This window comes from Streptomyces sp. NPDC037126 (genome assembly GCF_055605965.1).
In genome coordinates this window covers 303,798-326,389 of record NZ_JBVJTD010000004.1, presented here as the reverse complement: position 1 = coordinate 326,389, position 22,592 = coordinate 303,798, and the positions used below count along the sequence as shown (strand labels likewise).

Below are 22,592 nucleotides of genomic sequence, written 5' to 3'. Positions count from 1 at the left end.
TCCGGGCACCACGTCAGCGGCGCACGGTGCCCGGATTGACCGCGCCGCCGGGCTGGGATTTCATGAGGGCCATGTCTGGTGGACCGCGGGACACGACGGATCCGGTGCTCGCCTTCCCCACGCAGGACGCGTGGGAGGAGTGGCTGGAGGAGCACCACGCGGACGTCACGGGCGTGTGGCTGAAGATCCCCCGCAAGGACTCCGGACTGGGCGGTGTCTCCTACGCGGAGGCACTGGAGTCGGCGCTCTGCCACGGCTGGATCGACGGGCAGAAGAAGAAGCTCGACGAGCTGCACTGGCTGCAGCGCTTCACCCCGCGGCGACCGGGCAGCAGGTGGTCCCAGGTGAACCGGGAGAAGGCCGTCGGGCTCATCGAGCGGGGCCGGATGCGGCCGGCCGGCCTGCGGGAGGTGGAGAAGGCCCGGGCGGACGGCCGCTGGGCGGCGGCGTACGCCGGTCAGAGCAGGGCGACGGTGCCCGACGACCTCCGTGCGGCCCTGGACGCCGTACCCGAGGCGGCCGCCTTCTTCGCCACGCTGGACGGCCGCAACCGGTACTCGATCCTGCACCGCGTCCAGGACGCGAGGAAGCCGGAGACGCGGGCGGCCCGCATCGCCAAGTTCGTCGCCATGCTCGCCGACCAGCGGAAGATCCATCCCTGACGCACCCGGCCGGGGCCGGAACCGGTGCTGTCAGCGGCGCGTCAGCGTGGGGTCAGCGGCCGCGGGCACTCTTGTCCATGTGAACGGCGGAGCGGGAGACCGCGAGGCCGGGAGCGAGGAGAGGTGCCCGGAGCGGTTCATCGGGGACCCGCGAGCAAGTCTCGAGGTCGGATCCATGAGGTCCACGCAGGTTCGAATCCTGCCCTCTCCGCTGGGCCAAGGCAGTCGGCAGGTCACGGGCGACGCCGCTCGGCTGGTGGTCAGCGGGCGTCGGCGAAGCGCCTGACGGCTGCCTTGGTCCCTGAATCCCGCAGACGTCAGGACTGGGGACGGCGGCCGTGGTTCGCCGCGTGCTTGGCGCGGGACTTCTTCTTGCGACGTCGCTTCGAGGACATGCGAACCTCCTGGTGAGGGGTCGAAGAGGGGCGAATCAGGAAAACACGCACGATCACGATATCTCCGGATCTTCCACCTCTCCACCGCTTACGATGCCGAAGGAAAGCCCCCGCCGGCACAGAGGAGCAGGAATGACCGGTGCCCCCGAGCCGATCAGCGCCGAGGCCCGTCGCGCGCTGGAGCAAGAACTGGCCGATCTGCGCGACGAGCGCGGGCTGGTCGCCGGAACACTGAAGGACGCCACGCAGGTGGGCGACCAGGCCGATCAGGCCGACGAGTTGCAGCGGGCCGACCAGCTCGATCGCCTGGACCGTCGTATCGCGGACATCACCGACCGGCTGCGGCAGGCAGATCTGGCGGGCCCCGCGCGCACCGACGAGGTCGGCGTGGGCAGCACGGTCACCGTTCGCTTCGAGGACGGCTCGCTGGAGACCCTGCAGCTCGGCGAGGTCGCCGAGGCGCTGGACCAGAACCTGGTCACGGCCGACAGCCCGCTCGGCCGTGCGCTGCTCGGACGCCGACCGGGTGACACCGTGCAGTACGACACACCGGACGGGCACACCCGCGCGGTCGTGGTGTCGATCGGTGAGCCGGGCGGCGCGCCGGAAGGGCCTTAGGTTCAGTCGTTCTTCCGCACCGAGCAGTGCAGGGAGTCGTCGACCACGTCCGCGATGATCGTGTCCCCGGGCTCGGCGTCGCCGCTGAGCAGGAGCGTGGCGATGCGGTTGTCGAGTTCCGCCTGGATCGTGCGGCGCAGCGGACGGGCGCCGAACTCCGGCTGGTGGCCGTGCGCGATCAGCAGCTTCTTGGCGGACTCCGTGACCTCCAGCTGCATGCCCTGGGCGCGCACCCGGTGCTTGCTCTGGTCCAGCAGGTGGTCGACGATCTGCGACAGATCCGTCTCGGTGAGCGCGTGGAAGATGATGATGTCGTCGATGCGGTTGAGGAACTCCGGCAGGAACCGGCCCCGCAGGTCGTCCATCAACTCGTCCTTGAGGTCGGACACATCGCCCTTGTGGTCGAGGATGCGGTGCGCGCCGATGTTGGACGTCATGATGACGACGCAGTGCCGGAAGTCGACGGTGCGGCCCTGGGCGTCGGTCAGACGTCCGTCGTCGAGGATCTGCAGCAGTGTGTTGAAGACGTCCGGGTGGGCCTTCTCCACCTCGTCGAACAGCACCACGCTGTACGGCCGGCGGCGCACCTTCTCGGTCAGCTGGCCCGCCTCCTCGTAGCCGACGTACCCGGGAGGTGCGCCGACGAGCCGGGCGACGGTGTGCTTCTCCTGGAACTCGCTCATGTCGAAGCGGATCATGCGGTCCTCCTCGCCGAACAGCAGGGCGGCGAGGGTCTTGGCGAGTTCGGTCTTGCCGACACCGGTGGGGCCGAGGAACAGGAACGACCCCACGGGGCGGTTCGGGTCGCCCATGCCGGCGCGGTTGCGTCGCACGGCCTGGGAGACCGCGGTGACCGCCTCGTCCTGGCCGACGATCCGGTCGTGCATCTCCTCCTCCAGCTTCAGGAGCTTCTCCTTCTCGCTGGCGGTGAGCTGGGAGACCGGGATGCCGGTGCGCCGGGAGACGACGTCGGCGATGTCCGAGGCCTTGACGGAGACGACGCCCTCGCGGCGCTCCTCGATCCCGGCGAGTTCGCCCTCCACCTCGGCGACCTCCCGCTTCAGCTCCGAGGCCTTCTCGAAGTCCTCGGCGGACACGGCCTGTTCGAGCTCCCGGCGGAGCTTGGCGATCCGGTCCTCGCGGCTGACGATCTCGGTGGAGCGGCCGACGCCGCGCAGCCGCACCCGGGCACCGGCCTGGTCCATCACGTCGATGGCCTTGTCGGGCAGGAACCGGTCGGTGATGTAGCGGTCCGACAGTTCGGCGGCGGCCGCCAGGGCCCCGTCGTCGAAGCGGACCTGGTGGTGCGCCTCGTAGGCGTCCCGCAGGCCCTCGAGGATCTGGACCGTCTCCTCGACGGTCGGTTCCGGGACCATCACCGGCTGGAAGCGGCGTTCCAGGGCGGCGTCCTTCTCCACGTACTTGCGGTACTCGTCGATGGTGGTGGCGCCGACGACATGGAGTTCCCCGCGCGCCAGCGCGGGCTTGAGCATGTTGCCCGCGTCCATGGCGCCCTCGCCGGTCGCACCGGCGCCGACGACCGTGTGCAGTTCGTCGATGAACAGGATGATGTCGCCGCTGGCCGCCTGGACGTCCTCGATGACCTTCTTCAGCCGCTCCTCGAACTGGCCGCGGTACTGCGCACCGGCCACCAGCCCCGACATGTCGAGCACCACGACCCGCTTGTCCTTCAGGGTGTCGGGGACCTCTCCGGCCACGATGCGCTGGGCCAGTCCCTCGACGATGGCGGTCTTGCCGACGCCGGGTTCGCCGATGAGCACGGGGTTGTTCTTCGAGCGCCGGGAGAGGATCTCGACCGTCTGCTCGATCTCCTCGGCACGCCCCACCACCGGGTCGAGCCTGCCGGCCCTGGCCTCCTCGGTCAGGTCCCGGCCGAACTCGTCGAGGGTGGTGGCCGGCTGCTTGCGTTCGGCCGGCTGGCCCTCGCTTCGGCCGGCCTGCTCGGACAGGCCCGTCAGCTTCTTGGTGTCCAGGCCCTCGGCGCGCAGCATCCGGGCGGCTCCGGTGTCGCTGTCGCCCAGCAGTGCGCTCAGGATGTGCTCGGGGCCGATGTAGGACACACCGGCCGCCTGGGACCGGGCGTAGGCGGCGCCGAGGGTGCGCTTGGCCGCCGGGGTGAGCCCCGGTTGCGCGGAGGGCTCGCCGGCCTCGTGCGGCAGGACCTTGGCGAGTTCGTCGGCGAGCGTGTCGGGATCGACTCCGACCTGCGCCAGGAGCCTGCGCGACGGGTCGACCCTCGTCGCCGCCCAGAGCAGGTGCTCGGTGTCGAGGTCGGACGTTCCGTCCTCGACCGCCTTCTGCGCGGCCAGGTTGAGGAGTTCCTGCGACGACTCCGTCAGCAGCCGTCCGATCGGCACCCGCTGCACCGCGGGTGGTGACGACGCCGGTGACATACCGAAGAACCGGTTGAACAACTCACTGAACGGGTCCTGTGAACCGAACGGTGCGCCGAACGACATCGACATGACTGCTCCTGGTGCGCAAGGGGTCGGTATTCACTGAAACCCGAGGGTCAGTGCCCCGCAAGCGGAGGCGGGGCCGGGAGGTCGTCGAGGAAGCCGATGGTCGGCACGTGGAAGAGGCAGCCCGTGACGGCGACGGAGAAGTCCAGGATCCGGTCGTGCTGTCCCGGCTTCCTGCCGAGGAACATGTTCCTCAGCATTTCCTCCGTGACGTCGGGGGTGCGGGCGTAACCGATGAAGTAGGTGCCGAACTCGCCCTGGGCGATGTTTCCGAAGGGCATGTTCTCGCGCACGATCTTGCGTTCGTTGCCGTGCTCGTCGGTGATGGTGTTGAGCGCCACGTGGGAGTCGGCGGGCTTCACGTCGTCGTCGAGTTCGATGTTGGCGAGCTTGGTGCGCCCGATGACGTTCTGCTGTTCCTCGGCCGACAGGGTGTTCCAGGCGGTCATGTCGTGCAGGTACTTCTGGACGATCACATAGCTGCCGCCGCTGAATTCCGCGTCCTCGTCCCCGACGAACACCGCGTCGGCCGCGATCCGCCCCTCGGGGTTCTCGCTGCCGTCCACGAATCCGAGCAGGTCGCGTTCGTCGAAGAACTTGAACCCGTGCACCTCGTCGACCACGGTGGCCGCCGCGCCGAGTCGCTCGCTGAGCAGCCGGGCCAGTTCGAAGCAGAGGTCCATGCGCTGGGAGCGGACGTGGAAGAGGAGGTCGCCGGGGGTGCCCAGGGCCTGGTGGGCCGGGCCGTCGAGGTCGACGAAGGGGTGCAGTTCCCGTGGCCGCGGCCCGCTGAACAGGCGGTCCCACGCCGCCGACCCGATGCCGACGACACAGCTGAGTTCCTCGGGGGGCGCGCGGAAGGCGACCGACCGGCGCAGCGCCGACACGTCCTCGAGCAGGTCCCGGACCGTCTCCTCACCGCCCTGTTCGACGGTGCAGACGAGGAACACGGCGGCCCTGGCCGGCGGGACGATGACAGGTTGCGACTCGGGCACGGGAGCCAGCCTCCTCGTGAGGTGCGCACCGGACGTGCCGCGCGCACGGGCGAAGCGGGTCCGTTCCAGCATGGCCCGGCATCGGCGGCTCGGCAGGTCCGGGTGCCGGCAGGAACCCTGTCACGCCGGTACGGAGCCGCCTCGGGCCGCGGGGTTCACCCGATGTCGGATGCCGGTGTCGGCTGCGTGAGGTTGTCCGTGATCAGGCCGAGGGTGAAGTCGAACCGGTCGTGTCCGGTCCCGGAGGTCAGCTCGGCGGCATGGCGTCGGGTCTGTGGAAACGTGTCGGCCGGCAGTGCGGTGAACCGGTGGATCAGCTCTTCGCGGCCGAGGACCCACTCCTGGTCCGGGTGTCTGCGCCGCTGCTGGACCAGCGACTGCTCCAGGGCGTAGGCGCTGACGTAGAGGGACAGGGCATCGAGCACCCAGGCGGCCCTCTGCGGTTCGATTCCGCCGGCGAGCAGGATCGCCAGAAGCCCTTCCCTGACCCGCAACGTGGAGAGGTTGGTGGGGACCACGCCCAGCGCGGCACGGGAGACTCCGGGGTATTTCAGGTACTGGTCGCGGATCTGCGCGTACACGTCGCGGATCTGCTCGCGCCACACGGCCGGGTCCGGTTCGGGCAGCACGACCTCGGAGCAGAGCCGGCCGACGAGCAGATCGTCGATGTCCTCCTTGCCGACGATGTGTGCGTACAGCGACGACGGCCCGGTGCCGAGCACCGCGGCGACTCGCCGGATGGTCAGCGCCTCGTAGCCCTCGGTGGCCACGACCTGCAGGGCGGCGTCGGTGATCCGGTCGACCGTGATGGGCTTCTTGCGCGGGGGCGCCGCTGCGGGCTCCCCAGCGGGCTGGGCATGGCGAGCTGCTCGGCGTCGTCGGGGATCAGCGGGCATACCCGTCACCATAGCTTGACACGATCTAAGTTCGCCTCTTAGAACTTAGATCGTATATGCAGAACTAAGTTCGTTCGGATGTCTGTCCAGGAGGTGTGTGATGCGAGTTTCCGTGGTCGGAGCCGGTCTGGGAGGTCTGGCTCTCGCGCAGGGTCTGCGGGGTGCCGGGATCGAGGCCGACGTGTACGAGCGCGACCCGGGGATCACCGCGCGGTTCCAGGGCTACCGGCTCGTGCTGAACCCGACCGGCTTCCAGGCCGTGCGCGACTGCCTGCCGACGCGCTGGCACCCGCTGCTGGACGAGATCGTCATGGACGCCTCGGCCGAGCAACTGGTCCTGGACCCGCAGCTGAACGCGATCGGCAGGCTCGGCGCGGGCCGGACCGGCATCGTGGTCGACCGGCAGGTGCTGCGACACCTGCTGCTGACCGGCCTGACCGTGCACACCGATGCCGCGCTGACCGGCTACGACGTGCTGGACGACGGCAGGGTCCGAGCCCAGTTCGCCCGCCGGGACCCGGCCACCGCCGATCTGCTCGTCGGCGCGGACGGCGTCGCCTCCGCGGTCCGCGGGGTGCTGTCGCCGCAGACCACCCCGACCGACACCGGCGTCCGGTTCGTCATCGGCCGCACCCCGCTGACCGACGAGTTCGCCGGCCTGTCCAGGGCCTATGGCTCGAAGATCGCGGGCGACGGCGTCAGCCTGCTGCTCGGCGCGATGCGCTTCCGTACCCCGCCGAGGCGAGCCGCCGAACGACTGGCCCCCGAAGTCACGCTGCCCGACATCGGCGACTACGTACGCTGGGCCATGATCCTTCCGCCGGACGGCTCGCTGGAGGACCCGACCGCGCGGGAGGCCGTGCTGTCCAGGATGGAAGGCTGGCACCCGGAGCTGCGGGCGCTCGTCGAGCAGGCGGACCCGGACAACAGCGCCCTGCTGTCCATCCGGGTCGTCGAGCCCCGCGAGCGCTGGGCGCCCGGTCCGGTCATGCTGCTCGGAGACGCCATCCACGCCACCTCCCCGACCGGCGGCAACGGTGCGAACACCGCCCTGCGCGACGCCGACCTGCTGCGCCGCTGCCTGATCGGCGCCGTCGAGCGCCGCCAAGACCTCATCGGCGCGGTCGGCGACTACGAGCGGCAGATGTTCGAGTACGGCGGCGAGGCCGTGCGCCACAGCCTCGCCGCGCTACCCGCCTTCGTCCCGCACCCGGAACGACCCGAGCCGGCACAGGTTCAAGGTTCCCTGGGGGCTTTCCGGCGCTAGCGTGGGGTGATGCGCCACGAAGTGACGGATGCCGACACCGCGCTGACGGTGGGCAGCGGTGATGTGCCCGTGCTCGCCACCCCGCGGCTGATCGCGTGGATGGAGGAGGCGACGTTGCGGGCAGCGGCTGAGTTCGCGGGGACGGGCGAGACCACGGTGGGCACCGCGGTCCGCCTCCGGCACCTGTGCGCGACGCGGGTGGGCGGCCGGATCGAGGTGATCGTCGAGCCACCGGCCGAACCCGCGGGCCGGCGGCTGACCTTTCCGGTGTGGGCGGTCGACGGTGCGGGCCGGCTGGTGGCGGAGGGCGAGATCGACCGGGCGATCGTCGACCGGCACCACTTCCTGGCGGAGGCGCCGGATCCGGCGGCGGACCACTGACCGGGAGCGGCCCGGAGCCGGCTCACACGGGCGTGTGCCCCTGCAGGTAGTCGCGCACGACGGTGGGCAACGCCGTCCGTGCGGTCTCGGCGATCGGTGCCCAGTGGATCTGGTCCGGCGCCAGGCGGGCGCCGCCCGAGGGGTCCTCGCTCAGCAGCTGGCACACCACGGCCGGGGCTCCGTCCAGCGCCGAGGAGCCGTCGACGAGGTAGCCGGTGAGTTCGTAGACGACGCGCGCCGCGGTCGCCTCCGCCGTCTCGGCCGGTTCCGGACCGCCCGACGGCAGGCCCCAACCGTCCCCGGACCGGACCAGCAGCACCCGTCCGTCGTACACGACGACCGCGAGCACCACGCCCTCGGTCTGCTCCGGCACCATGGATGACACCTCTCCCCCGCTCCACTTCCGGCCGTCCGGCCGGGTGCTGCTTCCCTACCCAGGCGCCGGGGCGTGAAGCATGGGGGATGTGGTGGGGAATTCCCGTGACCGGGTGGGCGTCGGGCCGCCGGCCCTCGTCGCCCGGCGCGGCGAGGGGTCCGGCGTTCTCCGTGCGCAGCGACGGGGACGGTCAGGACAGGGCCGCCGGCCGGTACAGCACCGGCAGGTCTCCGGGCCGTACCCGTACGGTCACGGGCAGGGTGGCCTCCACCTCGCCGTCGGCGCCGTAGGGGACGGGGCGGGCGGCCTCGATGCGCAGCTCCTTGCCGCGCAGGACGCGCACCTCCGGGCGGCGCACATGGGCGCCCGTCTTCAGCTCGTTCATCATGGCGAAGAACAGCCGGCGCGGTGCCTCCCGGATCATCACGACGTGCAGCAGGCCGTCGTCGACCCGTGCGCCGGGGGCGATCAGCCGACCGGAGCCGTAGTAGGGCGAGTTGGCGGCGACGACCGTGTAGCCGCGGTGGGCGTACTCCTCCCCGTCGACCGTGACGCGGTAGTCGGCCGGCCGCCAGGTGGTGACGGCACGCAGGCCGCCCGCGTAGTACGAGGCGGCGCCGCGCAGCAGCCGGGCGTGATTGGCGTGCCGGTTGGCGAGCGCGTCGACACCGGCGTACACGCTGCCGAGGACGACCGTGCCCCGATGGACGGCCGACTCCACCTCGATGGTGTCGACGGGCCGCGGCTCGGCGTGCAGCAGGATGTCCGCGAGCGCGGCGGGGTCGGCGGGCAGGTCCAGGGCGCGGGCGAAGTCGTTGCCACGCCCCGCGGGTACCAGGCCGAGGACGGTTCCGGTACCGCTCAGCGCGCCGCCGATACCGCCGGCGATGCCGTCGCCGCCCACGGCAAGCACGATCCGGCCCTGCTCGCCGGCCCGGCGGGCGATGTCCTGGGCGTTGGCCAGGCTGTGGCTGTACTCGGTCTCCAGCCCGGCCCCGGCCTCCCGGAGCAGGCGGGCCACCTGGAGCAGCGTGGCCGCCGCGGTGGAGCCGCCCGCGGTCGGGTTGACGACGGCGGTGAACTGTCGCATCGGTGTGCCTCCGGGGCAGGCGGGTCTGGGGTCAGTCGGTGGGCAGCAGGACGCCGGGGTTGAGCAGTCCGTCGGGGTCCAGTCGGCGCTTGACGGCGCGCAGTGCCTCGACGGCCAGTTCCCCGGCTTCCCTGACGTACCAGTCGCGGTGGTCGGTGCCCACCCCGTGGTGGTGTGAGATCGTGCCGCCCGCGGCGAGGACCGCCTCGTTGGCCGCCTGCTTGGCGGGCGTCCAGTGGGCCACCGGGTCCTCGCCCTGGGCGCTGACCACGGTGAAGTACAGCGAGGCGCCGTTCTCGTACACGTGGGAGATGTGGCACATCACCAGGGGCGGGGTGCCGGCCTGGGTGAGGGTGTCGGTCAGCGCGGTGCGGACGGCCGCGTAGAGGTCGGGGACGCGGGACCAGAAGGCCGCGGTCTCCAGCGTCTCGGCGAAGGCGCCGACGTCGAGCAGGGAGTCGCGCAGGTAGGGCGCGGAGTAGCGGCCGTGGGCCCAGCGCTCCCCCGGCTCGGTGCCCAGCGGGGTGCCGCCGCAGGCCGTGAGGACGGCCGCCGCCTGCTCGCGGCGCCGCGCGGTGTCCTCGGCCGTGCCCTCGTAGCCGGTGATCGCCAGGCATCCGGCGTCGCTCTGCGCCAGGCCTCCGCCGATGGCGTCGGGTGAGGCCAGGCCGATGAGCGTCTCGGTCTCGTCGGACAGCCGCAGCACGGTCGGCCGGGGGCCGTCCTGGGCGAGCCTGCGCAGTGCGGCGGCGCCCTCCGCGAAGGAGGCGAACCGCCAGCCCTCGTAGACCCGCATCTCGGGCAGGGGGCGGATGCGTACGGTGACGGAGGTGATGACGCCGAAGGCGCCCTCCGAGCCGAGGATCAGCTGGCGCAGGTCCGGCCCGGCGGCGGAGCGCGGGGCGCGGCCCGACTCGACGGTGCCCTCGGGGGTGGCCAGGGTGATGCCGAGCACCATCTCGTCGAAGCGGCCGTAGCCGGCGGAGGCCTGTCCGCTGGAGCGGGCTGCGGCGAAACCGCCGATGGTGGCCCATTCGAAGGACTGCGGGAAGTGGCCGAGGGTGAAGCCCCGTTCGGCGAGCAGTGCTTCGGCCTCGGGGGCGCGCAGTCCGGGCTGGAGGACGGCGGTGCGCGAGACGGGGTCCAGGTCCAGCAGGCCGTCCATGCGGCGCAGGTCCAGGGCGACGAAGGCGCGGCGCTCGGGGGCGAGTCCGCCCACGACGGAGGTGCCGCCGCCGAAGGGGACGACTGCCAGACCGTGTGCGGCGCAGGCGCGCAGCACGGCGAGGACCTCGTCGTGGGAGGCGGGCAGGACCACGGCCTGGGGGACGTCGGTGACATCGCCGGCGCGCAGGCGCAGCAGGTCGGGGGTGGACTTGCCGCGGGTGTGCCGGACGCGGCTCTCCGCGTCGGTGCGGACGTGTTCGTCGTCGCCCACGGCCTCGGCGAGCGCCTTCAGGGCGGCGGGGTCGGCCGTGGTGCCGGGCAGGCGGATGTCCTCAAGAGCGAGCGCGGGGGTGGTGCGCGGCTTGACGCCGAGCAGGTCGCGCAGCAGTCCGGTCACCGTCTCGGGCAGCGGTGCCGCCTTGGCCGGGTCGCCCCAGCCGTTCCACAGCATGTCCATTGAACGGTCGTCCTCACAAGGTCGGTGTGCTCGGTTCGCGCGGCGGTTCTTCGGCCGCGCACCGGGCGACGGCGACGGTCTGCTGCTTCCGTCCGGCCCCCGGGGCGTTACACTGTGACACATGACGCCTATTCGTCACAACGGTTCGGACGGTCAGAACGGCGCGGACAGCGATCCCGTGCTCGACGCGGTGCGCGACTGCGTGCTGGCCGTCGGGGTCCGCCGCACCACCCTCGCCGACGTGGCACGGCGCGCCGGCGTGTCCCGGATGACCCTGTACCGGCGCTGGCCGGACCTGCGGACCCTCGTGGGCGATCTGATGACCCGGGAGTGGATCGGCGTGGCCACCCGCTCGATCCCCGCCCCCACCCCCGGCACGGACACGCGAACCCGGATCGTGACCGGGCTGGTGGCGGGGGTCGAGGCGTTCCGGGCGCACCCCCTCTTCCACAAGATCGTCGATGTCGATCCGGAACTGCTGCTCCCCTATGTGCTCGACCGGCGCGGGGCGAGCCAGGAGGCGCTCCTCGCGCTGCTGGCCGAGGCCCTGCGCGAGGGGCACGCGGACGGCTCCGTGCGTCCCGGCCACACCGAGCGGCAGGCCCGCGCCCTGCTGCTGACGGTGCAGTCCTTCACCCTGTCCCTGCGCACCATGACCGACGAGGACGATCCGGAGCTGGACTCCGCCGCCTTCCTCGCCGAGCTGTGCACCCTCCTGGAGAGGACCCTCACGCCATGAGCAACCCCGAGGCGATACCCGGCTCGTCCCTCAGCGCGGCCCGGCGCTCCCGGGAACTGGCTGAGGCCGCGGACGGCAGGGTGGCCGACGTCCTGGTCGTCGGGCTCGGCGCGACCGGGGCCGGAGCCGCCCTGGACGCCGCCGCCCGCGGTCTGGACGTCGTCGCGGTGGACGCCCACGACCTGGCCTTCGGCACGTCCCGCTGGAGCTCGAAGCTCATCCACGGCGGGCTGCGCTACCTGGCGTCCGCGCAGTTCGACGTGGCGCACGAGAGCGCGGTCGAGCGGGGGGTGCTGATGACCCGGACCGCCCCGCACCTCGTGGCCGCCCAGCCGTTCGTGCTGCCGCTGACCCCGCTGGTGTCGAGGGCGCAGGCCTCCCTGGCCTGGGCGGGGTTCAGGGCCGGCGACATGCTGCGGCTGGCCGCCCGCACCCCGCGCCAGGTGCTGCCCGCCCCGCGCCGCCTCACGGCCACGGAGGCCCGGCATCTCGCACCCTCGGTGCGGGCGGCCGGGCTGCGCGGCGGGCTGCTGTCCTGGGACGGCCGGGTGACCGACGACGCCCGCCTGGTGACCGCCCTGGCCCGGACCGCCGCCGCGCACGGCGCACGCGTCCTGACCCGGGTGAGGGTGCTGGAGCTGACCGGCGGCGGCGCCCGGGTCCGCGACGAACTCACCGGCGAGGCGGGCGAGATCAGGGCCCGCGCCGTGATCAACGCCGCCGGGGTGTGGGCGGGCGGACTCGTCGACGGCATCCGGATCCGGCCCTCGCGCGGCACCCATCTGGTCCTGCGCTCCGAACGGCTCGGGACCCTGCCGGCCGGCCTGCACATCCCGATCCCCGGCGAGACCAACCGCTTCGTCCTGGTCCTGCCCCAGGGTGACGGCCGGGTCTACGTCGGCCTCACCGACGAGCCGGTCGAGGGCGGGATCCCCGACGTCCCCGAGGTGCCCGAGACCGACATCGGCTTCCTGCTGGACGTCCTCGGATCGGTGCTGGACACGCCCGTGGGACGGGACGAGGTGGTCGGCGCCTTCGCCGGGCTGCGGCCGCTGCTCGACACCTCGCCGGGCGGCGCCCCGGCCCGCACCTCGGACATCTCGCGCCGGCACGCGGTGCTGACCTCGCCCGACGGTGTGACCACCGTGGTCGGCGGGAAGCTCACCACCTACCGGCGGATGGCGCAGGACGCCGTGGACGCCGCGGCCGAGGCCCGGGGTCTGTCGGCGGCCCCCTCCCGCACCGCCGCGCTGCCCCTGGTCGGCGCCGCCGGACCCGAGCGGTTGCGCGGACTGCCCGTACCGCGCCGGCTGGTCCGCCGGTACGGCACCGAGGCCCTCGCCGTGCACGCACTCGCGGCCGAGGACCCGTCGCTGTCCGCGCCGGTGCTGCCCGGCCATCCCGTCACCCGCGCCGAACTCCTCTGGGCGGTCCGCCACGAGGGCGCCCTGGACGAGTCCGACCTGCTGGACCGGCGCACCCGCATCGGCCTGGTCCCCGAGGACCGCGAGCAGGTGCTCGCGACCGCCCGGGAGGTCCTGGCGGAGGTGGCCCGCCGCTGACGGGGGCGCCTCACACCAGGCGACGGATGTCGCCGCGCACCCGGTAGAAGCCGCCCGCCGCCGGGTGCAGGGCGTCCACGACATAGCGCGCGCCCGGCTCGCGTATGGCGCGCGGAAACTGGACGTTCCAGCCCGGGTCGTAGCCGTGGGACACCACGTGGACCCGGACCCGGCCGGCCTCCTGGACGCACTCGACGACGACCGCTCCGGCGGGGGCCTGGACCACGGTGGCCACCGCGCCGACGGCCGTGGCCGGTGCGTAGGTCGGCAGGGCGGCGGCGAGCTTGACGTCCCGCGCCACCGGCACGGTGCCCTGCTGGGCCGCGGTGACGGCGGCCTCGCTCGCGTCCACGCACACGAGCGAGCCGTCCGTGGTCACCAGGTACAGCCGCTCGTCGCGGTACTGCATCGACAGTGCCGAGCCGCCGCCCGTACCGAGCTTCCACAGCCGGGTGCCGTCCCGGTCGAAGCAGTACACGGACGAGGCCGCGTCCCCGGCGAAGACGAACCGGCCGCCCGGCGAGGTGGCGCACGAGTACACCGCGCCGTCGCAGGCGTAGGTCGCCTCGATCGCGCCGCTCGCCTTCGACAGGCGCTGGACGACGCGGCGCGCGGTGCCCGCGTACACGGCGGCGTCCTCCTGCCAGCCGAACAGCACCTCGCCATGAGTGGGCGTGTGCCACAACCCGCCGCCGCCGTCCGGGGCGTAGGCGGTGACTCCCCGCTGGTGACCGTGGTAGACGGCCCGGTCGTCGGCACGGACCATCCAGGCGTGCTCGCCCTGGCTGCGGCGGGCCCACTGGTGTTCGTCCTCGTGGTCGATGACGGTGAGCCGGCCGTCGCGGTCCGAGACGTTCAGCACGCCCTCGTGGATGTCCAGCCAGAAGATGTCGACGTCGGCGGCGATGTCGTAGGCGGCGAAGGGCAGTTTGGAGGAGAGGTCGTAGACCTTGCCGTCGTCGCAGCCCGCGTAGATCCAGAAGTCGTCGGCGACCAGGCACTTCACGCCGTCCGGCAGCCCGAAGCGGGCCAGGACGGCGCCCTCGTGGTCCAGGGTGTACACGTCCCCCGCCTCGTTGCCCACCCAGCAGTGGTCGTCGTCGACGTGGATGCCGAACGCCGGGGAGCCGGTACGGAACCGCCACAGCACGGGCGCGACCCCGCGCGCGGTGGACGGGGCCGAGCTGACCTGACGCCGGGTCACCGAGCGTGGGGCACGCCGGCCCTGGACCGCCGGGGCGTACCCCTTGCGGACCTTCTCGCCGACCTTCTTCGCGGCGGCGGCCTGTGCCTTCTCCGTGGTGGGGAACGTCGTCGTCTGAATCTGTCCGGCGGCGCCGATCCGGCCGTACCGCACGGTCACCACCTGGCCGTCCACCGTCACCTCGTAGAACTTGTGGGCGCCGCCGCCCTCCTGGGACAGCTCCAGATACGTCCTCGACAGCGCGGACCCCGCAGACATGGCACACCCCTCCCCAAGGCCGGACCTGCGGTTGTTCCCGCCGGCCCTCACTGATCACACCGTAGGCGGGGGCACTGACAATCGGCCGGGCCGAGCCGCCGGGCCCGGCCGGTCGCCGCGTCGGCGCGGCTCTAGCCGCGCGCCGACGCCTCCATCCCGCCGAGGAGTTGGCGCAGGCAGTGGATCGCGAGCGCGGCCGGGGAGCCCTCTCCCCGGACGTCCGCCTCCGTACCGGCCCAGGTCTCCAGGGCGATGCGGATCGCGTCCGTGGCCGCCGCGGCGACGAGACGGACCTGCACCTCCTCCAGGCGGCCGTCCGCGAGCCGCGCGACGACCGGGACGAGGCGTTCCTCCGACTCCTGGTTGACGCGGTACCAGACCGCGCGCAGCGCGGGGTCGTCGGCGGCCGCGCGCAGCAGCCCGCGCGTCCTCAGCAGGGCGCGCGCGGCGTCCTCGTCCGGTGCCGCCAGCGACTGCTCCACCGCTACCTCCAGCGCCCGGGGCAGTTCGGTCCCCGGCTCCACCGCCTCCAGCAGCGCCCGCCACCGGTCGGCGCCGTCGGCGAGCAGCGGGCTCACCGCGTCCTGCTTCGAGCGGAAGTAGCGGTAGAAGGTCCGCAGCGCCACGCCGGCCCGCAGGGAGATCTCCTCGGCCGTCGTCGCGTGCGGCCCCTGCGCGGCGAAGAGATCGGCCGCCGCGTGCGCGATCTCGAGCTGGGTGGCGGCCTTGCGGCGCTCGTTCAGGGAGGACGGTGGCTTGGTGCTCACCCCAGAAGGGTACGGCCGGCGACCCACTGGTGGCACGTCGTGCCCCGATGACAAAACGTGTCACTTAGGCGTAACGTGAAGCGCATCGAGGACGCCGTCGGCAGGAGAACCGGCGTCACAGGGGCCCCGCGGGACATCGGGCGGGGCCGGGCAGGAGAAGACATGAACCGCTACGACGGCCGCCGGGTACTGATCACCGGAGGCGGCTCGGGCATCGGCCAGGCCACCGTGCTGCGCATCCTCGCGGAGGGCGGCACGGTGGTGGCCGCGGACGTGAGCGAACGGGGCCTGGAGGACACCGCGCAGAAGGCCGGCGCCCACGCGGACCGGCTCACGACGCTCGTCGTGGACATCGCCGACGAGACCTCCGTGCGCGAAGGCGTCGCCGCCGCCACCGCCGCGCTGGGCGGCCTGGACGTGCTGGTCAACGCGGCCGGGATCCTGCGTTCCTCGCACACGCACGAGACGAGCCTCGCGGAGTTCACCCGGATCCTGCAGGTCAACCTCGTCGGCACGTTCCTCGTCATCCGCGAGGCCCTCCCGGCCCTGCTGACGGGCCGGGACGCGGCGGTCGTCAACTTCAGTTCCACGTCGGCCGCGTTCGCGCACCCGTACATGGCGGCCTACGCGGCGAGCAAGGGCGGCATCCAGTCGATGACGCACGCCCTGGCCGCCGAGTACGCCGGGCGGGGCGTTCGCTTCACCGCCGTGCAGCCCGGCTCCATCTCCTCCGGCATGACCGACGGCAGCGGCGCCAGCGGGCAGAGCGCGGGCCCGGGACTGCCCGAGGACGCCGACCTGAGCCTGTTCGCCAAGCTCGCACCGGCGCTCGGCCGGGGCTTCGCGGGACCCGAGACCGTGGCGTCCGTCGTCGCGATGCTGGGCTCCGAGGACGGCAGGTTCATCACCGGCACGGAGATCCGCATCGACGGCGGTACACACTTCTGAGGGCGGGCCCGGCATCGGCGCAGGCGCGGGCGCCCAGTTCACGGCGGCCCTCGCCCCACAGGCCCTCGCCCGCACCCTCGTCCGGGTCCGGGTCCGGGTCCGGCAGGATCAGGACGCGATCCGGACGCGGGGCGTCCAGCGCACCCTCGTCATGGGTGACCAACACGACGGCGCCGGGGCAGGCACCCACGGCGCCCACCGCTCCTCGGGCAGGAACGCGGTCAGGGCCTGGAGTTGGGTCGCGCCCCAGGCGGCGTGCCGGTCGGCCGTCACCAGGAACGCGTCGCCGAATGCGGTGATCACGGCCCGACCGTACGAGGGGCCTCGCCCCCAACAGGCGCATGCCCGGCGGCTCTTCGCCGCTCAGGCGCTCAGCAGTTCGGTGAACCTCGATGTGTCGATGTTGCCGCCGGAGGCGATGACGCCGATGCGGGGCGGGAGGTCGTCGACGTGCCCGGCCAGGAGCGCGGCCAGGCCCGTGGCGCCGCTCGGTTCGAGGACGATCTTCAGGCGCTCGAAGGCGAAGCGCATGGCGGTGATGATCTCCGCGTCGCTGACGAGGGCGATGCCGTCCACCAGGCGCCGGTTGACGGCGAAGGTGATCTCGCCGGGGGTGGGCAGGGCCTGGCCGTCGGCGATGGTGTGGGGCACGGGCAGGGTGACGCGTGTGCCGCTCTCCAGTGAGCGCTTCGTGTCGTCGCTCGCCTCGGGTTCGACGCCGATGACCCGGATGCCGTGGTGCAGCGCCTTGGCGGTGACGGCGCTGCCGGCGATGAGGCCGCCGCCCCCGACGGGCACCACGAGGGCGTCGAGCGGGCCGGTCTCCTCGAGGAGTTCGAGGGCGGCGGTGCCCTGGCCGGCGATGACGTGCGGGTGGTCGTAGGGCGGAATGAGGGCCAGGCCCCGGTCCTCCGCGAGCGCCTGGCAGAGCGCGGCGCGGTCCTGGGTGTAGCGGTCGTAGGTGACGATCTCGGCGCCGTAGCCCGCGGTGGCCTCCCGCTTGGCGAGGGGGGCGTCCTCGGGCATGAGGACGACGGCGCTGGTGCCCAGTTCGCGGGCGGCGAGGGCGGTGGCCTGGGCGTGGTTGCCGGAGGAGTAGGCGGCGATGCCCTTGGCGAGGCGGTCCGGTGCGAGCTGGGCTGCGGCGTTGTAGGCGCCGCGGATCTTGAAGGCGCCGATGCGCTGGAAGTTCTCGCACTTGATGAACACCTCGGCGCCGACGAGGGCGTTCAGGGTGCGCGAGGTGAGGACGGGGGTGCGGTGGGCGACGCCTTCGAGGCGTGCGGCGGCCGCACGGACGTCGTCGAAGGTCACGGGCAGGGCGGCGGCCATGGCTGAATCCTCTTTTCGTCCTTCGGGTTCGCGTCCTCGCCTCACGCAGGCGTGGACGGTGGTTTCGCGTAGTTGTAGACAGTCGCCCGGGACACACCGAGGAGGTCCGCGATGGTCTGCGCCGCGTCGCGCGAGTCGAAGTAGCCGTCCCGGTACAGCTGTCGTACGAGCGTCCTCTTGTCCTCCCGACCGAGCGTGCGCGGGGTCGCGGCGCGCTGGGCGCACAGCGTCTCCACCGCCTGGCGCAACTCGCGTGCGCTGCGGTCCCGCAGGGTCTCCAGGGCCCCGGGGCGGTGCTCGGTGTCCGTGGCCACGAGGTTCGTCAGGGCGAGCGTCACGGGCGACAGGACGGAGATGTCGAGGTTCAGGCAGAGCGCCGCGACGTACTCCCCCGCGGCGTTCTTGATGCCGATGGACGTGCTCTTCGCGGGTCGGCCGTCGGGGAACCTGTTGGGGTAGTTCTGGACGACGCCGGGGTACGCGGGGTCCGCGATGCGCACGAGCCCCAACTCGGTTGCCGGTTCGCCCACCTGACGGCCCGACAGGTTGTTCTCGATCGCCCGGATCGCGTGCCGGGGATCGCGCAGGTCGTGCAGCACCACCTCGCACAGGCCCGGGAACATCCGGCCGAGGGCGACGGCGATCTTCTCCGCCTCCCGGATCAGGTGCTCGTCCGCGACCGAGTCCGCCACCCGCCCCGCCCTTCTTGGCTTCATTTTCTAATTCTGGACGATGAGACTAAGGGGGCGGTGCGCCGCTGTCCAGGGGTGCCCAAGTGCCGTGCGGTGTCAGGGCCCGGGAGGGGAGCGGGGTGCGGCGGTCCTCGCCGAGGGCGACGAGCCCGGCGAACAGGCCACCGGGATAAGCGAGTTCGTCGTAGTGGCCCTCGTCGAGCCGTCGCGGAAGCCGCTCGACCGCCTCCCGCACGCCTTTGGCCGCCACAGCCCTCCCGGGCCGGGCTGTCGTCGTACCTCGGAGGATGGCCGAGGGTGACGTTCTCCCGCGTGCGCAGTGGCCGGCACGCGAAGTCCTGCGACACGAGCGCGGTCCGGACCCACAGGCGGTCGACCGCACCCCGCCGATACGCCGACACTCGGGGCCGGCGAGGCAGGTGAGGCTCGCCGTTGCTGCCGGCGCCGAGTGCCGGCGGCCGGGTCAGACGGCGTCGATCCGGTCGAGGAGCGCCCGGGCTTCGACCGTGCGGTGATGGTCCGGCCCGAAGGCGGCCGAGCAGGCCTCGTGCGCGGCCTCGGCGCGGGCGCGGGCCTCGGTGGCGCGGCCCAGCCCCGACAGGGCGGTGGCCACCACCAGTTCGACGGCTCCCGTCTCCGGGCTGCGCCACTCCTGCGACATGCCGTGGCACAGTTCCTCTGCGCGTTCCGCCTCGGCGAGGGCTTCCTCGTGACGGGCCTGGCCGTTGAGGCTGCGGGCCAGTCCGAGCCGCAGGACCAGGGCGATCCGGTCCGACGCGGGACGGGCGGCGAGTGCCGCGCGGGCCAGCGCCTCGGCCTCCGGCTGACGGCCCAGCGCGTTGAGGGCGAATATCTGCCCGTTGCGGGCGGCCGCCTCTATGACCGGCATCTGGGGCTCGGTGCCCCGGCCGGCGATCCGGGCGACGGCCGCGCACTCCGCCTCGCACTCGGCGTGCCGGTCGAGGGCGGAGAGCGTCTGGGCGCGGTCCGAGCGCAGTTTGAGCGTCTGCAGGTGTTCCGCGCCGAAGGTCCTGCCGAAGTCCGGTAGCAGGGCGTCGTATGCGACGAGGGCCTCGGCGTGACGGCCCTGGGCGCTCGTCGCGACGGCCGCCATGCTCGACGCGAGCAGCGCGAACCGGCCGTCGCCCAGCCGGATCGGCGCCTCCGCCAGGGAGCGGGCCTCGGCCTCCGCCTCCGCGTAGCGCCCCGCCTTGTACAGCTCCATGGCCTTGGCCAGGGGGGATCTCGCCGTCTGCGCAACGTCTTTTCGGCCGCGTGACCGGAAGATTTTCATGCGCGGAGCATACGGACGGGGCGGCACTTCTTCGAGAAGGGTGAACGCCCGGCGCCGACCGCGCTGCCGCCGTGACGCGCAGCGGGGCACGCCATGACGGGCGGCGGCCGACCGGGCACGAGGGCCTGTCTGACCATGCGCGTCGTCGCCCGAAGGGCGGCCGCGCGGCGTCAGGTGCGCGCTCTCGGCGTGCCGGCCCCAGGCCCTCGTACCGGACGTACTCGGGTCTGACGCGGAGAGAGTGCGTGCATGGCGTCGCGCGGCAGACGGGAATGGTCAGACAGGCCCTAGCCGGCCAGTTGCGGGTAGAGCTCGGCCAGGTCGGCGGAGAGTCCCGCCTTGACGCTCCGGGAGATGTCGTCGGCGAGGACCTCGTACGCTCCGGACTCGATGCCGTCGAGCGCCAGGGCGGCCACGTCGCCGGGGGCGGACTTGGGTGCGTCGACGTGCGTGGTCATGTCCGTGTCGATGTAGCCGACGTGCAGCCCGGTGACCGCGATGCCCCGGGGAGCGAGCTCCAGGCGCAGGGAGTTGGTCTGCTGCCACAGGGCCGCCTTGGTGGCGCTGTAGGACCCGGCGAGCCCGATCCACGAGAGCACGGAGTGCACGTTGAGGAGGTGCCCGCCGCCGTTGTGCTCGATGACCGGCACGAAGGCCCGGGTGACCAGCAGCGGCCCGTAGAAGTTGGTCTCGAACTCCCGGCGCACGTCCTCGACCGGCGCGTCGAGGAACGAGGTCGCGCCGAGCGAGACACCTGCGTTGTTGATCAGAACGGTGACGTCCCGCGCCTGCGCGGCCGCGGCCTCGACCGAGCCGGGGTCGGTGACCTCCAGGGCGAGGGGCACGGCGTCGGGATGCGTCACCGTGCGCGGGTCGCGGGCCGTGGCGTACACCTTGGCGGCGCCGCGCCCGTACAGGCCCTCCACCAGAGCCTTGCCCAGGCCGCGGCTACCGCCGGTGACCAGAACCACGGAGTCCTTGATCGAAGTCATGCCCGCCTCCACACGTGAAAACCGATCGGTTTCCATCAAGGTAAACCGATCGGTTTCACATCGCAAGGGCGCTCGCGACGCTGTGCCCGCGGGCCCCGCACTCCGGCTCAGACCCGGGCGCCGTCGCCCTCGGCGGGGAGTTCTACGGGAAAGGGCTCGCCGAAGTCGGCCGAGCGGCTCACCTTCTCCCAGGCGGTCGCCTCAGCCAACTGGCGCCGGGAGTGGTCGAGCGCCATGTTCACGGCATTCACGCCCAGCAGGAGGTGGCCCGGGATCTCGTCGCGGTGGACGGTCCGCACGATGATCTCGGCCGCGCGATCGGGGTCCCCCGCCGCGCCCGCCGCGCTCTGGCGCACGCGCCGGTTCATCGCGCCCACGGTCTCGTCGTAGGCCTCGGGAATGTCGTGGACCGTCATGGACGCACCGGCCCAGTCGGTGGCGAAGCCGCTCGGCTCGACGACCATGACACGGACGCCGAACGGCGCGGTCTCCGCGGCCAGGACGCGGCTGAAGCCGTCGACCGCGAACTTCGCCGCCTGGTACGAGGCGATGCCGGGCGATCCGCCGACCCGGCCGCCGACCGAGGAGAACTGCACCACGGTGCCCCCTCCTTGCCCGCGCAGGACGGGCAGCGCGGCCTTCGTGACGTTGTAGACGCCCCAGAAGTTGGTCTCGAACTGGGCGCGGAAGTCCTTGTCTTCCGCCGTCTCGACGGGCGACACGTTCGCGTAGCCCGCGTTGTTCACGATCACGTCGATGCGCCCGAAGTGCGCGACGGCCGCCTCCACGGCCTCGCGCGCCGCATCCACGTCGGTGACGTCGAGGGCGAGCGGGAGGATGCGGTCGCCGTGCTCGCCGAACGCCTCCGCCAGCACCTCGGGGCGGCGGGCGGTGGCCACGACGCGATCACCCGCCTCAAGAGCGGCGGCGACCAGGGCGCGACCGAGGCCGCGTGAAGAACCGGTGATGAACCAGACCTGTGAATCCTGTCGAGTCATGTCATTAGTGAAACACCGTTCTCTTAATAATGCAACGGCGTTCTCTTACGGCTTCCTATGATGACCTGCATGAGTGAGCCCGCCTTTCAACGTGCGCGCAGTGCCGAGGCCAAACAGGCGCGAGAGCAAGCCATCCTGGACGCGGCGCGGGCGCTCGCCCGCCGGGACGGCGTGCGGGACGTGACCCTCACCGACATCGCCGCGCAGGTGGGCATGCACAAGTCGGCGCTGCTGCGCTACTTCGAGACGAGGGAGCAGATCTTCCTGGAGCTGACCGCGGAGGGCTGGCGGCAGTGGTCCGCCGACCTGCGCGACGATCTGGGAGGCAGGGAGCGGGCCACCCCCGCCGAGGTCGCCGCCGCCGTCGCCGGCACGCTGGCGGCGCGGCCCGTGTTCTGCGACCTGCTCGCCCAGGCGCCCCTGAACCTCGAACGGAACGTGTCGATCGACGCGGTCCGCTCCTTCAAGCTGACGACGCTCCACGAGATCCAGCTGATGGGTGCGGAGCTGCACCGGCTGCTGGGCCTGACCGAGTCGCAGACCGTCGACACCATCGCGACGGCGACCGGCATGGCGGGGGCCCTGTGGCAGATGGCCACGCCCGGCCCGCTCCTGCGCGAGCTGTACACGAGCGACCCCCGGCTCGCCCATGCCGTGGTCGAGGTGGAACCCCGGCTCACCCGCGTCCTCGCCGCCTTCCTCACGGGTCTTGGCGTGCGGTCCACGGCCACGACCTGAGGGGACTCGCCGCGTTCTTGTCGGGGGGACGCCCGTCTGTCCCTGGGCGCCCTCGGCTACCCGCGCCACCCGAGGTGGCCGGGCTCACGACCGCGAGACCAGGCCGGGGCCAGCGCCGTACCATCCGGCTCCCCGATGTCGACGTGGGTGGCCGGGCTCACGACCGCAGGGCCCGGCGCGGCGACCGCCGCACGGTCCGGCTCCCGGGCGCCACCCCAGGTGGCCGGGCTCACGACCGCGAGACCAGGCCGGGGCCAGCGCCGTACCGTCCGGCTCCCCGA

23 protein-coding genes and 1 pseudogene are annotated in these 22,592 nt (G+C 72.6%); 9 read left to right on the top strand and 15 right to left on the bottom strand.

The features are described 5' to 3' along the window. Positions 1-62: 62 nt before the first annotated feature. The 3 genes and pseudogenes from ACZ7FF_RS13035 to ACZ7FF_RS13025 all read left to right on the top strand — a co-directional run bounded on the left by ACZ7FF_RS13035 (position 63) and on the right by ACZ7FF_RS13025 (position 1,675). A complete protein-coding gene (locus ACZ7FF_RS13035) occupies positions 63-662 on the top strand; it encodes a YdeI/OmpD-associated family protein (RefSeq protein ID WP_470811933.1) in 600 nt (199 codons plus the stop codon). 117 nt (positions 663-779) lie between these two features. After that, positions 780-873, top strand: a pseudogene (locus ACZ7FF_RS13030). 316 nt (positions 874-1,189) lie between these two features. Continuing rightward, the gene (locus ACZ7FF_RS13025) at positions 1,190-1,675 is read left to right on the top strand and encodes a GreA/GreB family elongation factor (protein WP_470811931.1); all 486 of its coding nucleotides are present in this window, start codon (positions 1,190-1,192) and stop codon (positions 1,673-1,675) included. A 2-nt stretch (positions 1,676-1,677) separates the two neighbouring features. Here the strand turns inward: ACZ7FF_RS13025 and ACZ7FF_RS13020 are convergent, their stop codons facing one another. The 3 genes from ACZ7FF_RS13020 to ACZ7FF_RS13010 all read right to left on the bottom strand — a co-directional run bounded on the left by ACZ7FF_RS13020 (position 1,678) and on the right by ACZ7FF_RS13010 (position 6,049). After that, on the bottom strand, positions 1,678-4,161 hold the full coding sequence (locus ACZ7FF_RS13020; RefSeq protein ID WP_470811930.1) for an ATP-dependent Clp protease ATP-binding subunit: 2,484 nt from the start codon (positions 4,159-4,161) through the stop codon (positions 1,678-1,680). A gap of 47 nt (positions 4,162-4,208) precedes the next feature. After that, on the bottom strand, positions 4,209-5,153 hold the full coding sequence (locus tag ACZ7FF_RS13015) for a Dyp-type peroxidase (RefSeq protein ID WP_470811928.1): 945 nt from the start codon (positions 5,151-5,153) through the stop codon (positions 4,209-4,211). A gap of 155 nt (positions 5,154-5,308) precedes the next feature. Then, positions 5,309-6,049: a TetR/AcrR family transcriptional regulator gene (locus ACZ7FF_RS13010; RefSeq protein ID WP_470811926.1), complete on the bottom strand. Its 741-nt coding sequence runs from the start codon at positions 6,047-6,049 to the stop codon at positions 5,309-5,311. A gap of 100 nt (positions 6,050-6,149) precedes the next feature. On the opposite strand from ACZ7FF_RS13010, the gene ACZ7FF_RS13005 reads away from it, so the two are divergent. Both ACZ7FF_RS13005 and ACZ7FF_RS13000 read left to right on the top strand, forming a co-directional pair. Further along, on the top strand, positions 6,150-7,316 hold the full coding sequence (locus ACZ7FF_RS13005; RefSeq protein WP_470811925.1) for an FAD-dependent oxidoreductase: 1,167 nt from the start codon (positions 6,150-6,152) through the stop codon (positions 7,314-7,316). Between the two features lie 9 nt (positions 7,317-7,325). Continuing rightward, a complete protein-coding gene (locus ACZ7FF_RS13000; RefSeq protein WP_470811924.1) occupies positions 7,326-7,697 on the top strand; it encodes a thioesterase family protein in 372 nt (123 codons plus the stop codon). A gap of 22 nt (positions 7,698-7,719) precedes the next feature. Here ACZ7FF_RS13000 and ACZ7FF_RS12995 read toward each other — a convergent pair whose 3' ends face one another. The 3 genes from ACZ7FF_RS12995 to ACZ7FF_RS12985 all read right to left on the bottom strand — a co-directional run bounded on the left by ACZ7FF_RS12995 (position 7,720) and on the right by ACZ7FF_RS12985 (position 10,787). Further along, positions 7,720-8,073, bottom strand: a complete 354-nt coding sequence (locus tag ACZ7FF_RS12995) for an NUDIX domain-containing protein (RefSeq protein WP_470811922.1) — start codon at positions 8,071-8,073, stop codon at positions 7,720-7,722. Positions 8,074-8,263: 190 nt separating this feature from the next. Beyond that, on the bottom strand, positions 8,264-9,163 hold the full coding sequence (locus tag ACZ7FF_RS12990) for a diacylglycerol kinase family protein (RefSeq protein WP_470811921.1): 900 nt from the start codon (positions 9,161-9,163) through the stop codon (positions 8,264-8,266). A 31-nt stretch (positions 9,164-9,194) separates the two neighbouring features. Continuing rightward, a complete protein-coding gene (locus tag ACZ7FF_RS12985; protein ID WP_470811920.1) occupies positions 9,195-10,787 on the bottom strand; it encodes an FAD-binding oxidoreductase in 1,593 nt (530 codons plus the stop codon). A gap of 121 nt (positions 10,788-10,908) precedes the next feature. On the opposite strand from ACZ7FF_RS12985, the gene ACZ7FF_RS12980 reads away from it, so the two are divergent. Together ACZ7FF_RS12980 and ACZ7FF_RS12975 are read left to right on the top strand one after the other, a co-directional pair. Next, positions 10,909-11,526 (top strand): TetR/AcrR family transcriptional regulator, encoded by a 618-nt coding sequence (locus tag ACZ7FF_RS12980; protein WP_470811919.1) that lies wholly within the window; start codon positions 10,909-10,911, stop codon positions 11,524-11,526. Beyond that, positions 11,523-13,088, top strand: a complete 1,566-nt coding sequence (locus ACZ7FF_RS12975; RefSeq protein ID WP_470811917.1) for a glycerol-3-phosphate dehydrogenase/oxidase — start codon at positions 11,523-11,525, stop codon at positions 13,086-13,088. The genes ACZ7FF_RS12980 and ACZ7FF_RS12975 overlap by 4 nt, the downstream gene beginning before the upstream one ends. Positions 13,089-13,098: 10 nt before the next feature. Here the strand turns inward: ACZ7FF_RS12975 and ACZ7FF_RS12970 are convergent, their stop codons facing one another. Then, on the bottom strand, positions 13,099-14,550 hold the full coding sequence (locus ACZ7FF_RS12970; RefSeq protein ID WP_470811915.1) for a WGR domain-containing protein: 1,452 nt from the start codon (positions 14,548-14,550) through the stop codon (positions 13,099-13,101). Between the two features lie 131 nt (positions 14,551-14,681). After that, positions 14,682-15,317, bottom strand: coding sequence for a TetR/AcrR family transcriptional regulator (locus ACZ7FF_RS12965; RefSeq protein WP_470811913.1), 636 nt, complete (start codon positions 15,315-15,317; stop codon positions 14,682-14,684). Between the two features lie 162 nt (positions 15,318-15,479). On the opposite strand from ACZ7FF_RS12965, the gene ACZ7FF_RS12960 reads away from it, so the two are divergent. Then, complete coding sequence (locus ACZ7FF_RS12960; protein ID WP_470811912.1) at positions 15,480-16,265, top strand: SDR family NAD(P)-dependent oxidoreductase; 786 nt, start codon at positions 15,480-15,482, stop codon at positions 16,263-16,265. A 108-nt stretch (positions 16,266-16,373) separates the two neighbouring features. Here the strand turns inward: ACZ7FF_RS12960 and ACZ7FF_RS12955 are convergent, their stop codons facing one another. The 7 genes from ACZ7FF_RS12955 to ACZ7FF_RS12925 all read right to left on the bottom strand — a co-directional run bounded on the left by ACZ7FF_RS12955 (position 16,374) and on the right by ACZ7FF_RS12925 (position 21,573). Beyond that, positions 16,374-16,568, bottom strand: a complete 195-nt coding sequence (locus ACZ7FF_RS12955; protein ID WP_470811911.1) for a hypothetical protein — start codon at positions 16,566-16,568, stop codon at positions 16,374-16,376. A gap of 60 nt (positions 16,569-16,628) precedes the next feature. Further along, on the bottom strand, positions 16,629-17,597 hold the full coding sequence (locus tag ACZ7FF_RS12950; RefSeq protein ID WP_470811910.1) for a threo-3-hydroxy-L-aspartate ammonia-lyase: 969 nt from the start codon (positions 17,595-17,597) through the stop codon (positions 16,629-16,631). A 41-nt stretch (positions 17,598-17,638) separates the two neighbouring features. Next, the gene (locus tag ACZ7FF_RS12945; RefSeq protein WP_470811908.1) at positions 17,639-18,313 is read right to left on the bottom strand and encodes a helix-turn-helix transcriptional regulator; all 675 of its coding nucleotides are present in this window, start codon (positions 18,311-18,313) and stop codon (positions 17,639-17,641) included. Positions 18,314-18,335: 22 nt separating this feature from the next. Next, entirely contained in the window at positions 18,336-18,539 is a 204-nt protein-coding gene (locus tag ACZ7FF_RS12940; RefSeq protein WP_470811906.1) for a hypothetical protein, read from the bottom strand. Positions 18,540-18,752: 213 nt separating this feature from the next. Beyond that, entirely contained in the window at positions 18,753-19,583 is an 831-nt protein-coding gene (locus ACZ7FF_RS12935; RefSeq protein ID WP_470811905.1) for a tetratricopeptide repeat protein, read from the bottom strand. Positions 19,584-19,870: 287 nt separating this feature from the next. Beyond that, a complete protein-coding gene (locus tag ACZ7FF_RS12930; RefSeq protein WP_470811903.1) occupies positions 19,871-20,575 on the bottom strand; it encodes an SDR family oxidoreductase in 705 nt (234 codons plus the stop codon). Between the two features lie 107 nt (positions 20,576-20,682). Next, a complete protein-coding gene (locus ACZ7FF_RS12925; RefSeq protein ID WP_470811901.1) occupies positions 20,683-21,573 on the bottom strand; it encodes an SDR family NAD(P)-dependent oxidoreductase in 891 nt (296 codons plus the stop codon). Positions 21,574-21,642: 69 nt separating this feature from the next. On the opposite strand from ACZ7FF_RS12925, the gene ACZ7FF_RS12920 reads away from it, so the two are divergent. After that, a complete protein-coding gene (locus ACZ7FF_RS12920; protein ID WP_470811900.1) occupies positions 21,643-22,311 on the top strand; it encodes a TetR/AcrR family transcriptional regulator in 669 nt (222 codons plus the stop codon). The last annotated feature ends 281 nt before the right edge of the window (positions 22,312-22,592 follow it).